Source organism: Paenibacillus tritici (assembly GCF_018207515.1).
Classification (GTDB): domain Bacteria; phylum Bacillota; class Bacilli; order Paenibacillales; family Paenibacillaceae; genus Paenibacillus_AQ; species Paenibacillus_AQ tritici.
Map to the genome: position 1 here is coordinate 4,974,883 of NZ_CP073365.1, position 13,873 is coordinate 4,988,755.

Sequence of the window (13,873 nt, forward strand, 5' to 3'; positions counted from 1 at the left end):
CGGCATATATAGGTCATGGTAAAAAACATTTATCGGTATTCTTGCATTACCTCAAATATCGAAATCCCCCATTAAACCCTTCACTTATCCTTATCCTAACCCTTTCAAGACACCTTATGCTCAATCCGCAGCTTGTCGGCTACCATGGCAATAAATTCCGAGTTAGTTGGCTTGGATTTGGAGATATTAATGGTATAGCCGAACAGGAGGGAGATGCTGTCGATGTTGCCGCGCGTCCAGGCGACTTCAATCGCATGACGGATGGCCCGCTCTACACGGGAAGGCGTTGTCTTGAATTTCTCGGCAATGGCAGGATATAGCGTCTTGGTAATGGCTCCAAGGATCTCAATGTTATTATAGACCATGGTGATGGCTTCACGCAGGTACTGGTATCCTTTGATATGGGCAGGTACGCCGATTTCATGAATGATCGAGGTGATGTTGGCATCCAGATTCTTGCCTTTGGACAGCGGAACCACATTACTGGAAGATCTGGAAGAAGAATAGCCGGACATGCTTGCAGAAGTGCTCATGCTGCCCTGTGTGCCCACAAGCTGACGCACACGGTTCGCCAGAACCTCCATATCAAACGGTTTCAGAATATAATAAGAAGCTCCAAGCTGAACGGCCCGTTGGGTAATGTTCTCCTGTCCGAAGGCGGTCAGCATAATGATCTTGGGTTGAGGGTTCAGATCCATATCACGCAGGCGTTCCAGAACGCCAAGGCCGTCCAGATGTGGCATAATGATATCTAGAATAAGGACATCGGGAATTTTGCGCGCTCCGCTAAGCATCTGAAGCACTTCTTCCCCATTATAGGCGATGCCTGTCACGGTCATATCTTCTTGTTCGGTAATGTACTCGGCAAGCAAGTTCGTGAACTCCCTGTTATCATCGGCCAACAATATTTCAATATTCTGCACTGGCTGCTTCCTCCTCATTTATATCTGCTATTCAGAAAATAATGATCATCTTCTCTCCCTATAAGTTTCGACATCTGGATTGAATATCCTTCTGTCGAAAATTATTTTTCTTTATTTTTTTTGGACGTTGATTTATAATTAAATATTTTGTTTCACGATTCGATGTTAATCGGCGCTCTTCGACAAAAAAATCTTAAGGCTAAACCGCCTTAAGATTGTATTGAGGCTCCTGATCTTGTTGAACTACACCGGAATCCCTCAGCATCCATTCAATGAAGCAGCCATAACCCGACTTCGGATCATTGACGAATACGTGAGTTACCGCACCGATCAGCCGGCCGTTCTGGACAATCGGGCTGCCGCTCATCCCCTGGACAATCCCTCCGGTCTTATCAAGCAGACGGGAGTCAGTGATGCGCAGCACCATTCCTTTGGTCGCAGGAGTCTGCTGACGGGCTACATGGATAATCTCTACATTGAAGCGTTCGACCTGCTGACCATCGACTACCGTAAGAATCTGCGCCGGGCCTTCCTTCACTTCAGTGCTCATGGCTACCGGAATCGGTTCCTGATACAGGCTGTGCTCGGGATTGCGGGTCATTTTGCCGAAGATGCCGAAATCGGTGTTGCTCTCTACATTGCCGAGCACCTGGCTTTCCTTCAGAAAATGGGCCCGTTTCTCGCCCGGATCACCGTCCTGGCTTTTGGAGATGGAGGTGACACTGGACTGCACGATATGCCCGCTGCCCACAACGATTGGGGTTCCTGTGTTCATGTCGGTTATAACATGTCCAAGTGCCCCGTACACGCCTTGCTTCGGAGCATAGAAAGTGAGTGTCCCAACACCTGCCGCGGAATCACGGATGTAGAGGCCAAGCCGCCACACCTTGTCCGTGCGGTCATAGGCGGGCTTAAGCTGAGCTGTATGCTCTTTGCCGCCGCGTTTGTACACAATGCTTAGGGAATTATTGCTTTTACCTGCATGCTCTACCAGCTTCGCGACCTTGGATACCTCGTCCAGCTTCACTCCGTTAATGGAGATCATCAGATCCCCCGGCATAAGGCCGCTGTTCTCACCGGGTGAAGTCTTGGACTGCTCCGATACTTCAATCAGATGATGCCCTACAACCAGCACGCCTGCTGACTTCACCTTCACGCCAATGGTCTGGCCTCCGGGGATGACCTTAAGCTCACTCCCGGTCCCCTGTACCGCCTTAAGCGGCTGATGTTCAAGTGGTGCTGCCTGGATCTGCGCGGGCCCCGTTATGCCTGATAAGCTGAGAAAGAAGGCAAATAAAAGGCCGGGCAAAAACTTCCTGAGGTTAGGCTTCAATGGCTGTCACGCTCCCTTTTGCTTCTTTCGCTTGACGAAAAAGGTGGTCGCCAATTGCGTACCTATAAGATAACCTTGCCCCCAGGCTTTTATTACTGTCAATCATTGTCCCGCTTAGCTTACAGCTGCCTTGCTGGCCTCGGCCAGACCCAGCATCTCCTGTGCGTGATGCAATGTTTTTTCGGTAATTTCCACACCACCCAGCATCCGGGCCAGCTCCATCACCCGGCCTTCCGCCGAGAGGGAGTCCACTTCGGTCATCGTGCGTCCGTCTTCGACTTTTTTGACAATCAGGTATTGATGATCTGCCATACAGGCCACCTGCGGCAGGTGGGTAATGGAGAACACCTGGCAAGTGAAGGATAGCTTGAACAATTTATCTGCGATGGACTGGGCTGCACGCCCGCTGACCCCGGTATCCACTTCGTCGAAGATCAGAACAGGAATGGCATCATGCCGGGCAAAAATACTTTTCATCGCCAGCATGATCCGTGACAGCTCACCGCCGGAAGCGATTTTGCCCAACGGACGCAAAGGCTCGCCCGGATTCGGGGAGATCATGAACTCAGCGCTGTCGATCCCCTGCCGGGTCAGACGGTAACGCCGCCCTTCATACTCCATCCCGCGCGGGTCCTCGAGCGTATCCATCTTGACCTGAAGCGAGGTCCGCTCCATCTGCAGATCCTTCAGCTCACTCTCCACCTGGGAAGCGAGCTCCGTCGCACACTGCCGCCGCGCTGCGCTTAGGACCCGGGCCGCTTTCATTAAGGTGCTGAGCAGGCCATCGCGTTTGGCCGTTAATTTCTCAATGTATTCATCCTTATTCTCCAGAAGATCGGTCTCCCGCTGAATCTGCTCATAATATTCCAGAATCTGCTCCACGCTGTCCCCGTATTTACGCCGCAGTCCGGTGATCAGATCCAGACGGTTCTCAATGTCCTCCAGCCGGGCCGGATTGAATTCGATCTCTTCCCTGTAGTCACGCAGTTGAAACGCTACATCCTCCAGCTGGTAATAAGATGATTGCAATTGCTCGAAAACTGCCCTTAAGCCCTTCTCGTCATACCGGATTGCATCCTCCAGCTTGGAAATGACACTTCCAATGGACTCCAGCCCTTGCCTGTCATACAACAGCTCGTATGCGCCGGATACTGAATCCATCATTTTCTCACTGTGGGATAGTTTTACCCGTTCTTCGGCAAGTAATTCATCTTCTCCCGGTTTTAGTCCCGCAGCAGAAATTTCCTCAAGCTGAAAACGGTACAAATCCAGCATCTGATACGCTTTTTGGCTGGTTTCCTGAAGTTCCCGGAGTTCTTTTTCCACTTTGGCAAAGGCCGTATATTTCTCCTGATAATCCGCTTTGAGCGGACCAATCACAGCTTCTCCATAGGTATCCAGCAATCCCAGGTGACGTTCTGCCTTCAGCAGATTCTGATGCTCATGCTGTCCGTGGATATTGACCAGCAGCTCGCCGATTTCACGCAGCATGCTCAGGTTGACCATTTGGCCGTTCACCCGCGAGGTGCTTTTGCCCTGGGAGGTAATCTCCCGGCGGATCACCAGATGCTCTTCGCGTTCTGCTCCGATGCCAAGCCGCTCCAGCGTATCCCAGACCGGATGACCTCCCGGCAGACTGAAGAGCGCTTCCATTTCCGCCTTGTCACACCCATACCGGATAGAGTCCGCTGAACCGCGGCCTCCGGCAATGAGCGCAAGCGCATCAATGATGATTGACTTCCCTGCACCGGTCTCCCCTGTAAGGACATGGAACCCCGGATGAAAGTGCACATCCACCGCCTCAACAACGGCCAGATTGCGTATAGACAATGTTTCTAACACGATTACAGCACCCCCGAAAAGATGATCGCCTATCTCTCCATAATCAGTCTTACGATATATAGCCCATAATTTGTGCAATGACGTTCTTACTGTCTTCCGGCTGGCGGCAGATAATCAGGATCGTATCGTCTCCGGAGATGGTGCCCATAATTTGCGGCCAGTCGATATTATCAATCAGTGCAGCCACGGAATTCGCCGTTCCCGGAAGGCACTTCATCACGACGAGATTCGCGGAATAGTCGATCTGTACAAAGTTGTCCACCAGCACCCGCTTTAGCTTCTGGGTCGGGTTGTAACGCTGGTCCGTAGGCAGAGAATATTTGTAACGCCCGTCATCCATAGGCACTTTAATGAGCAGCAGTTCCTTGATATCGCGGGATACGGTAGCCTGGGTGACTTGAAATCCGGCTTCGCGCAGAGCTTCCACCAGATCATCCTGGGTTTCGATTTCCATTTGCGATATAATTTCTCTTATTTTGATGTGCCTGTGTCCCTTCATTGTTGCCTCCTGTATTTATATTGTGCTTAGCTGGATTCCCCGTCGTCCTTACCGAAATTGATCACATGAATGTTGGAATTCACCGTATCCACATACAATACACCGCTGCAATCCGGATAAATCAGCAGATAAGGAAGCAAGGTGTCGCGCAGGCCGCTGCCGGTGAATTCAAGCTCCTTGCGGGGACGCGACAGGATCACCAGATAGTAGTGCTCCTCATTCTTGAGGGCTACATAATCAATAAACAGCCTGCTGTACATCGGTGCGCCATTCACCTGAAAAGACAGCGGGATCTTCAGCTTGCCGCCGACCACCTCATAACCGGCATCCTCCAGCAGACCGATGCACGGATGGCGCTGGATCACCTTGTTGATCGGCACCCGGTCCTTCAGGAAGGACTGCGGAGATCCTTGCAGCCAGATGTAGATTCTGTAAATGATAAAGATTGCCGCCGCCAGTCCCATAAGTGCCACTACGGCCTTGTCCGAGCTCGCCACTCCCATCACCTCGGTGAATTATTCGCGTGAGGGCGGGTGAAATCCTGCAAATTCTTATTCTTGCAGCAAAAGAAACTCATCGTTTGGATGAGTTTCCCTGGTTCGCAGCGCTAAAGGTTGCATTCGCTTCCTTAATAACGGAATCGGCAAGCGCGGCGAAATTATTCGGCTGTGCTTCAGCCGCAGAAGGCTGCTCCACGGAAGTATCCTCCGCAGCTTCAGGCAGCAGCTTCCAGTGTGCCAGAAATTCGATATTCCCTTCCCCTCCGGTAATCGGGGAGAAGGTCAGCCCTTCCAGTCTGTAGCCCAGGTCAGCCGCCATAGAGAGCACGTTGACAAGCACTTCTCTGTGAACAGCCGATTCGCGCACCACTCCCGACTTGCCCACCTTCTCGCGGCCGGCTTCGAACTGCGGCTTGATCAGCGCAGCGATGTCGGCGGGGCGGTTCAGCAGCGCCTTAAGCGGCGGCAGAATAATCTTCAGCGAGATGAACGACACATCAATACTGGCAAAGTCAGGCACAGGCCCCTTGAGATCAGGCGGGGTCATGTAACGGAAGTTGGTCTGCTCCATGACAGTTACGCGCTCATCACTTCGCAGGCTCCAGTCCAGCTGATTCTGGCCCACATCAATCGCATACACATGGCTCGCACCATTCTGGAGCGCACAGTCGGTGAAGCCGCCTGTGGAGGAGCCGATATCCAGCATAATCCGCCCGTTCAGTACAATGCCGAACTGCCGCAGAGCCTTCTCCAGCTTCAGGCCGCCCCGGCTGACATAGGGATGCACCGCTCCCTTGACTCTCAGGACAGAGCTGCGCAGCACCTTCATTCCCGGCTTCTCGATCCGTTCTTCATTCGCCAGGACAAGGCCGGCCATTATGGCCGCTTTGGCCTTCTCCCGGCTGTCGTAGAACCCTTGTTCCACTAACAGTACATCTATTCTTTCCTTAGGGTGTTCCATGTTCATCTCCCGATCACTGCAGTCCGGCTTCCACCACTGTTGTCAGGAGGTGGAAGTTGACTTATAAGTATAAGTGCTGAGTGCCTTCATCGCCTTGATTCGCCCGCACAACGCTTCAACGGTCAGCCCTGTCTCCTGGCGCTGCTCTTTGATCGAGCCATGTTCGACAAATATATCCGGTATCCCCATCAGGTGGACACGGGCATCATAAATTTCGTGCTCCGCATAGAATTCCAGCACTGCACTGCCCAGACTGCCCGCCTGGCTGGCTTCTTCCAGCACCACCATGCTGGTTCCGGCATGTGCGAGATCCAGCAGCATGGAGTTATCCAGCGGCTTCAGGAAGCGGGCATTCACTACACCGACCTGAATGCCTTCACGCTTCAGCAGCTCAGCAGCCTCTTCAGCCACCTGAACCATCGGCCCGCAGGCAAGCACCGCATAATCATCACCGGCGCGCAGCCGCTCCCAGGTGCCAATAGGCAGACTGTGAAGCTCTGCATCCAGCGCCACGCCTGTGCCGTTAATCCGCGGATAGCGGAAAGCGATTGGTCCATCATCATAATCCAGCGCCGTCTTCATCATGTGGCGCAGCTCATTCTCGTCCTTCGGCATCATCAGCACCAGGTTGGGAATGTGACGCATGAAGGCGATATCGTAGACGCCCTGATGGGTCTCCCCGTCAGCGCCCACGAAGCCCGCACGGTCAATGGCAAACATAACATTGGCATTATGACGGCAGATATCATGAACAATCTGATCATACGCCCGCTGCATGAAGGTGGAATAGACGGCAAAGACCGGCTTCATTCCCTCCATGGCCAGCGCCGCACACAAGGTGGCGGCATGCTGCTCGGCAATCCCGACATCAATCATACGGCCCGGGAACTCCTTGGCGAACGGGAACAGTCCCGATCCGCCCGGCATCGCCGGTGTGACCGCAATCAGTCTTTGATCCTGCCGTCCGAGCTCAATCAGCGTTTCCCCGAAAACTTCGGTATACATCGGGTGGCTGACCGCCTCCACGGCCTTAAGGGACTGGCTTGATTCAATTTTGTAGGGCGAGATCGCATGTGATTTATAGAAGTCAGTTTCAGCCGGTTTGTAGCCCTTGCCCTTCGTCGTCAGCACATGAACCAGCACAGGCCCTGATACATTATCCGCCTGATGGAAGGTGTCGATCATCTTCTCCAGATCATGACCGTCCACGGGTCCCAGATAGGTAAATCCGAGTTCTTCAAACAGAACACCGGGTACCAGCATGTTCTTCAGACCGTCCTTCACATTCTGCGCAGTCTTCGCCAGACGACCGCCAATGGCCGGAATTTTCTTCAATAGACCTTCGACCTCGTCCTTGGCCCGCAGATAATGGCGGTCGGAACGGATCTTGCTTAGATAGTTATGCATGGCTCCTACATTCGGCGCGATCGACATCTCATTATCATTCAAAATCACCATGAGCTTGCGGCGCTCATGGCCGATATGGTTCAGCGCTTCGAAGGCCATACCGCCGGTAAGCGCGCCATCGCCGATCACGGCAATTACCTTATTGTCTTCACCCTTCAAGTCACGGGCCATCGCCATACCCATTGCTGCCGACAGAGAAGTACTGCTGTGTCCGGCTTCCCAGACATCATGCTCGCTCTCCGTACGCTTCACGAAGCCGCATAGTCCGCCCTGCTTGCGAAGTGTATCAAACCGATCTTGGCGGCCTGTCAGTATCTTGTGCACATAAGCCTGATGACCGACATCATATATCATCTTATCCCGGGGACTGTCATAACAGTAATGCAGGGCAAGCGTGAGCTCCACTACCCCGAGGTTAGATCCGAGATGCCCCCCTGTTACAGACAGCTTCTCGATCAGAAACTGGCGGATCTCCTCCGCAAGTGCAGCCAGTTCCCCGACTGATAGAGATTTAAGTTGCTGAGGATCATTTATTTGTGGAAGCAGCACGAGTATTCCCCGCTTTCCTAGATGTTGTAAAATATAAACCCCATTATAACACAAACGAAACGGCTGTCGAAACACAGCCGTTCCCGAAATTCCTCTAATGATCGCGTGACATCAGATAATCAGCAATCTCAAGCAGCCGGGAAGGGTCCTGGAACCCGCCCTCAAGAACCGCATTATGCGCCGCAGCCGTCAGCTGCTTCACCTCTTCACGTGAGGCCTCCAGGCCGATGAAGTAAGGATAGGTCACCTTCTGCTGCTTGACATCGCTGCCGGTTTTTTTGCCCAGCTTGCTCTCATCGCCAACCAGGTCAAGAATATCATCCTGGATCTGAAAAGCCAGACCAATCTGAGTCCCGAACCGGCGCAGCGCCTCCAGCTGACCTTCGTCCGCACCGGCAATTCTGCCTCCCGCGAGCAGCGAGAAGATCATCAGATCGCCGGTTTTGTGCAGATGGATATACTGAAGCTGATGCAGGTCGGTTAATCCCTGCTCGCCTTCCATATCCGCAACCTGCCCGCCGACCATTCCGCGCGGACCGGCCATCTCGGCCAGATCCTCCACGATGGACAGCACATTCTCCGCTGGAACGCCATGCTTGCGGGAAGACTGCACGACACTGTAAAAGGCATGTGTCAGCAGGGCATCTCCGGCCAGGATCGCCGCAGCTTCTCCGTAGACTTTATGATTCGTAAGCTTGCCGCGCCGGTAGTCATCATTATCCATGGCTGGCAGATCATCATGAATCAGGGAGTAGGTGTGCACCATCTCAATCGCTGCCGCTACGGGCAGTGCAGCTTCACGGCTGCCGCCCAGGGCTTCACAGGCGGCGATGACCAGCAGCGGACGCAGGCGTTTGCCGCCTGCCTGCAGCGAGTAGTCCATCGCCTCCCGGAGCACCTTAGGCACGATCCATTCCGCTGGGACGATTGCGCTCAGCGCCTCCGCCACCCAGTCGCACACTTCGGCAATGTACTGCTTCAGCGGTTCACGCGCCTGTGCCTCTGCCGGGCTGCCTGAGGGCAGAAACTCAGAACGACTCATCGCCATCGCCTTCCAGCCGGGCACCGAACGGCTTCTTGCGCAGCTCGCCATCCTCCGATGTGATCATCTCAATCTTGCGCTCCACTTGCTCCAGCTTGCTGCCGCAGAGCTGCGAGAGCTTCATTCCCTGCTGGAATAAATCAATCGCCTTCTCCAGGGGAACGTCGCCATGCTCAAGCTCACGCACGATACCCTCCAGGCGCTCCATGGCTCCTTCAAAATCCAGTTCCGCTTCCTTCGTCATCGTCTCTAACATCCTCCTTCATTCCCCATACATGGCAGTTCAGCTGTCCGTCATTAAGCTTTATGTTGACCACATCGCCAAGCTCTACTTCCTTCAGCGATTTGATTAAATGCTGTTCCTTCTCGTCATAGACGAGACTGTAGCCCCGTGACATGACCTTGAGCGGGCTGAGCGCATCCAGATGGCGCAGCTCAGCCCCGTAACGCGCGCGCTTATCGGCAAGGCGCGCCTGCATGGCCCCGGCCAGCTCACGGGTGAGGCTGTCCGTGCGCCGGCGGGCAGCGCTGACGCTGCTAAGCGGATGGAAGCGCTGCAGGCTCTGGTGCAGCAGCGCGCTGCGCCCCTGTGCGCGGCTGTGCCTGGCTTCGGCGGCGCGGAGCAGGGCCGCGCGCAGCATGTCCAGCCGCTGCGCGTGCTGGGCCAGCTGCCGGCGGGGGCCGGCCAGCGCCAGCGAGCGCTGCAGCGCCGCGAGGCGTTCGCCGCCGCGCTGCGAGCGGCGCAGCAGCGCTTGGCGCAGCCGCTGCCGGGCAATGCGCAGCTGCCCGGCCAGCTCGGCTGCGCTCGGCACGGCAAGCTCCGCTGCTGCCGTGGGGGTTGCTGCCCGGAGATCGGCAGCGAAATCGGCGATCGTGAAGTCGGTCTCGTGCCCGACGGCCGAGATCACCGGAATCCCCGATGCCGCAATGGCCCGGGCGACGGCCTCTTCATTGAAGGCCCACAGCTCCTCCAGGGATCCGCCGCCGCGCCCGACGATCAGCACATCGGCTTCGCCCATGGCGTTCAGGTTCTCTATGGCCTGCACAATGGACGGGCCTGCCCCCTTACCCTGTACGAGAACAGGGTAGAGAACAACCGCCACCTGCGGATAGCGGCGCTGCAGGGTGATGATGATATCCCGCACAGCCGCTCCTGTCGGTGAGGTAACCACACCGATCACACGCGGGTAACGCGGCAGCGGACGCTTGCGCTCCGCTGCGAACAGGCCTTCCTTCTCCAGCTTGCTCTTGAGCTGCTCGTAAGCCAGATATAGGCTGCCGATTCCGTCAGGCTGCATGTGTGTCGCATAGAACTGGTACTGCCCGTCCCGTTCATATACCGTCACATTCCCTCTGGCAATCACCTTGGTGCCTTCCTTCGGCACAAACGGCAGCCGTGAGTTATGCGAGGCGAACATGATGGATTTGATCCGGCTGCTCTCATCCTTCAGCGTGAAATACATATGCCCGCTTCCGTGATGGGTGAAATTCGAGATTTCACCGCGAATCCATACATCGGACAGCAGAGAATCGGAATCCAGCTTCATACGGATATACTTGTTAAGCTCCTTGATGGAGTAGATCTGCCGCTCTGCCGCCATAAGTCAGCCTACTTCAGGCCGTGACGGCGTTTGGCTGCGATCAGCGTGTTGCTCATCAGCATAGTGATCGTCATCGGCCCTACTCCGCCCGGCACCGGCGTAATATACCCGGCGACTTCCCGGGCGCTCTCATAATCAACGTCCCCGGCAAGCTTGCCGGTATCCAGACGGTTCATCCCTACATCAATAACAATGGCACCCGGCTTCACGAAGGAGGCGTCAATGAAGTTGGCACGCCCGATAGCGACTACCAGGATGTCGGCCTGACGGCTGAGTTCAGCCATATTCGCTGTGCGCGAGTGGCACATAGTAACAGTCGCATTCTCACGCTGGAGGAGCAGGGATACCGGCTTGCCGACAATATTGCTGCGGCCGATCACCACAGCATGCTTGCCGGAGATATCCGTGCCAGTCCGCTTGATCAGTTCAATGACTCCGGCAGGCGTACAGGGAAGCAGACTGTCATCCCCGATGACGAGATTCCCCACATTGACCGGATGGAAGCCGTCAACATCCTTCTCCACCGAGATGGCATCAATGACCGCCTTCTCTTCAATATGCTTAGGAAGCGGTAATTGCACGAGTATTCCGTCAATATCGTCACGGCTGTTCAGATCTGCCACCAGAGCCAGCAGCTCCTGCTGGGTTGTAGCGGCATCCAGCCGGTGCACCTCGGAATGGAAGCCCAGCTCGATGCAGGACTTCTCCTTGTTGCGCACATAGACCTGAGAAGCGGGATCTTCGCCGACCAGAACGACAGCAAGACCCGGCTTCACGCCGCTCTCTGCTAAGTCTGCAACCTCCCGGGCAATCCCGATCCGAATGTCGTCCGATACCTGTTTACCGCTGATAATTGCTGCTGTCATGTAAGTCTCTCCCCTTTTATCTGAATCAAGCTTTATGAGCCTGTTAAAACTGCCTGCTGCCTGCCCCTAACGGCCAGTCGGTTATAGCTCTGCTCTAAGCGTATCCACATCCTGAATCATTTTGCCGAGGACACCGTTCACGAATTTACCGGAATCGTCGGTACCAAAATGCTTGGCCAGATCAATCGCCTCATTGACGGCAACCTTGGCCGGCACATCGCTGGCGAAGATCATCTCGAAGGTAGCCAGACGCAGAATCTGACGGTCTACCCGTGACAGACGGCTCATCTGCCAGCCCTTGAGGTAATGCTCCAGCATATCGTCGATCGCCATTTTGTGCTCCCATACGCCGTTGACATGCAGAATGACATAAGCCTTCAGCTCAATCTCATCCGTAATGACGCGCTCGGTCTCATTCTCATCCGCCGCCTCTTCAATCAGCATCTCAACCGCCTCGGTAACCTCAACATCGTTCATTTCCATCTGGTACAGGCTTTGAACAATAATTTCTCTCGCTAAACGTCTCTTCATCTGTTCCTCCTAAGGTATGGTGTTTCATTTTTCAACTACAACTACTGGCCCTCACAACGCCCGCTTTAGAGCGATTCAAGTGCATTTATACCCTTCATTTCCTCGCAACGCCAACTTTGGAGCAATTCAAGTGCATTTATACCCTTTATTTCCTCACACTGCCCGCTTTGGAGCAATTCAAGTGCATTTATACCCTTCATTTCCTCACACTGCCCGCTTTGGAGCGATTCAAGTGCATTTATACCCTTCATTTCCCCGCATCGCCCGCTGTGGAACGATTCAAGTGCATTTATACCCTTCATTTCCTCACATCGCCCACTTGGGAGCCATTCAAGTGCATTTATACTCTTCATTTCCTCACACTGCCCACTTGGGAGCAATTCAAGTGCATTTATACCCTTCATTTCCTCACATCGCCCACTTGGCAGCGTGATAAATCTATTCCCAAGCTGCAAAAAACCGCGCAGCCTTTCTTCCGCAGGTCAGCAACTCAAAGTAACGGGTTCCAGGCTTCCGGGAGAAAGACTATCGCGGTTCATTTGAAGGGACGCCAGCGTCCGGACAGCCGGGCCACAATCTCCTGCCATTGAAACAGGGGACCCTGCGCGGTATCCTTTCTTTTGCCGAACGTATATCCGATGAACACTACCAGTGCAAAGAACAGCATATCCCAAAAACCGCTAATCAGATAAATCAATCCGAGAAAGACACCGAAGGTAACTCCGGTAATTCTACCCCCGTGACTTTCCCATACTTCTCTCCAGGACATAAGGGAAACCCACCTCTATTCCACTCGACTTTTGAAGCTTGGGGACTGTGTGAGGTTAGCAATGTATACGGACACATCTGCAACCGGAATCCCGGTTGTCTCCTGCACGAAATCATGCACCTGGCGCTGTACCTCCGTAGTAAGCAGGGGCAGCGAATGCTCGCCGTCGACTACCGCACGGATCATAATCTCAAGACCCGCCTGTGAGACACGGATACGCGATTTCAGGTCACGGATGCCCTTCACTTTGCCCGCTGCCTTCAGACTGAGGTTCTCAATCGTCTCCATTGAGATCTGAATATCCCCATATTCGGTACGCTGATCAACGGAGGGCAGGGAAGCACGGTCGCGGCGCAGGGAGATGTAGAAGAAACGGATGCTCAGCAGGAACAGAATGACCGCCACAGAGATCGCAGCGATATATACCGCCGGTCCGTCCTGAATTTCATACTTGTCCGGGATGACACCACTTAAGAGGAGGATGGCAATTACAGATAGTATTCCAATACTTAAGCTGTAAAGGAACAGCAGAAGCCTGTCCAGAATTTTGGCCACGAGTCTCACAACCTCCTTAAATTAAGGTAAACCCTCGACGTACTGCCCGAGGGTTTAGGAAAGAACAAAGCCTTTACTTCACACGGATAACCGCATCTGTATCTTCGCTCTTGTCAATGCTTGTATTGCTTTTGAACTGCACATCATGAATATGCACGTTCACTTCCACAACGGTCAGACCGGTCATGGTCTCGATGGAACGCTTAACGTTGCGCTGAATTTCAGCAGCCACTTCGGGAAGACGGTTGCCGTATTCAATGATCACGGACACATCAACCGCAGCCTCGCGCTGCCCAACCTCAACCTTAACTCCCTTGGACAGGTTCTTGCGTCCGAGAAGCTCCACGATTCCGCCGGCGAAACCGCCGCTCATTCCGGCCACACCTTTAACCTCGACGGTTGCCAAACCGGCGATAACCTCAATCACTTCAGGAGCGATCTGGATTTCACCGATTTCCGTACGTTCATATTCTGTCGGCAATGTACTCATTTTGG

Annotated in this window: 16 protein-coding genes; all 16 read right to left on the reverse strand. The window is 54.1% G+C overall.

Annotated features, from left to right (window positions below; translation table 11 throughout):
• Positions 1-104 precede the first annotated feature (104 nt).
• The 16 genes from spo0A to KDC22_RS21700 all read right to left on the reverse strand — a co-directional run bounded on the left by spo0A (position 105) and on the right by KDC22_RS21700 (position 13,868).
• Complete coding sequence (spo0A, locus tag KDC22_RS21625; RefSeq protein WP_173129516.1) at positions 105-923, reverse strand: sporulation transcription factor Spo0A; 819 nt, start codon at positions 921-923, stop codon at positions 105-107.
• Between the two features lie 199 nt (positions 924-1,122).
• On the reverse strand, positions 1,123-2,256 hold the full coding sequence (gene spoIVB, locus KDC22_RS21630; RefSeq protein WP_173129519.1) for a SpoIVB peptidase: 1,134 nt from the start codon (positions 2,254-2,256) through the stop codon (positions 1,123-1,125).
• A gap of 114 nt (positions 2,257-2,370) precedes the next feature.
• Positions 2,371-4,098: a DNA repair protein RecN gene (recN, locus tag KDC22_RS21635; protein ID WP_211720280.1), complete on the reverse strand. Its 1,728-nt coding sequence runs from the start codon at positions 4,096-4,098 to the stop codon at positions 2,371-2,373.
• Between the two features lie 49 nt (positions 4,099-4,147).
• Positions 4,148-4,597 carry a transcriptional regulator AhrC/ArgR gene (gene ahrC, locus KDC22_RS21640; protein ID WP_173129525.1) on the reverse strand — a complete coding sequence of 150 codons (450 nt, stop codon included), beginning with the start codon at positions 4,595-4,597 and terminating at the stop codon, positions 4,148-4,150.
• Positions 4,598-4,623: 26 nt separating this feature from the next.
• The gene (locus tag KDC22_RS21645) at positions 4,624-5,094 is read right to left on the reverse strand and encodes a hypothetical protein (protein WP_246552821.1); all 471 of its coding nucleotides are present in this window, start codon (positions 5,092-5,094) and stop codon (positions 4,624-4,626) included.
• A 76-nt stretch (positions 5,095-5,170) separates the two neighbouring features.
• On the reverse strand, positions 5,171-6,058 hold the full coding sequence (locus KDC22_RS21650; protein ID WP_211720281.1) for a TlyA family RNA methyltransferase: 888 nt from the start codon (positions 6,056-6,058) through the stop codon (positions 5,171-5,173).
• 42 nt (positions 6,059-6,100) lie between these two features.
• Entirely contained in the window at positions 6,101-8,014 is a 1,914-nt protein-coding gene (gene dxs / locus KDC22_RS21655; RefSeq protein WP_211720282.1) for a 1-deoxy-D-xylulose-5-phosphate synthase, read from the reverse strand.
• 94 nt (positions 8,015-8,108) lie between these two features.
• Positions 8,109-9,056, reverse strand: coding sequence for a polyprenyl synthetase family protein (locus tag KDC22_RS21660; RefSeq protein WP_211720283.1), 948 nt, complete (start codon positions 9,054-9,056; stop codon positions 8,109-8,111).
• Positions 9,043-9,300 (reverse strand): exodeoxyribonuclease VII small subunit, encoded by a 258-nt coding sequence (gene xseB / locus KDC22_RS21665; protein ID WP_173129540.1) that lies wholly within the window; start codon positions 9,298-9,300, stop codon positions 9,043-9,045. The genes KDC22_RS21660 and xseB overlap by 14 nt, the downstream gene beginning before the upstream one ends.
• Positions 9,272-10,657 (reverse strand): exodeoxyribonuclease VII large subunit, encoded by a 1,386-nt coding sequence (gene xseA, locus KDC22_RS21670; RefSeq protein ID WP_173129543.1) that lies wholly within the window; start codon positions 10,655-10,657, stop codon positions 9,272-9,274. Before xseA ends, xseB begins: the two co-directional genes overlap by 29 nt.
• An 8-nt stretch (positions 10,658-10,665) precedes the next feature.
• Positions 10,666-11,523: a bifunctional methylenetetrahydrofolate dehydrogenase/methenyltetrahydrofolate cyclohydrolase FolD gene (folD, locus tag KDC22_RS21675; protein ID WP_211720284.1), complete on the reverse strand. Its 858-nt coding sequence runs from the start codon at positions 11,521-11,523 to the stop codon at positions 10,666-10,668.
• 81 nt (positions 11,524-11,604) lie between these two features.
• Positions 11,605-12,054, reverse strand: coding sequence for a transcription antitermination factor NusB (gene nusB, locus KDC22_RS21680; protein ID WP_173129550.1), 450 nt, complete (start codon positions 12,052-12,054; stop codon positions 11,605-11,607).
• 65 nt (positions 12,055-12,119) lie between these two features.
• Positions 12,120-12,458, reverse strand: coding sequence for a hypothetical protein (locus tag KDC22_RS21685; protein ID WP_211720285.1), 339 nt, complete (start codon positions 12,456-12,458; stop codon positions 12,120-12,122).
• A gap of 131 nt (positions 12,459-12,589) precedes the next feature.
• Positions 12,590-12,823 carry a DUF2273 domain-containing protein gene (locus KDC22_RS21690; protein WP_173129556.1) on the reverse strand — a complete coding sequence of 78 codons (234 nt, stop codon included), beginning with the start codon at positions 12,821-12,823 and terminating at the stop codon, positions 12,590-12,592.
• 15 nt (positions 12,824-12,838) lie between these two features.
• Entirely contained in the window at positions 12,839-13,378 is a 540-nt protein-coding gene (gene amaP, locus KDC22_RS21695; RefSeq protein ID WP_173129559.1) for an alkaline shock response membrane anchor protein AmaP, read from the reverse strand.
• A 73-nt stretch (positions 13,379-13,451) separates the two neighbouring features.
• Positions 13,452-13,868 (reverse strand): Asp23/Gls24 family envelope stress response protein, encoded by a 417-nt coding sequence (locus KDC22_RS21700; protein ID WP_173129562.1) that lies wholly within the window; start codon positions 13,866-13,868, stop codon positions 13,452-13,454.
• Between the last annotated feature and the right edge of the window lie 5 nt (positions 13,869-13,873).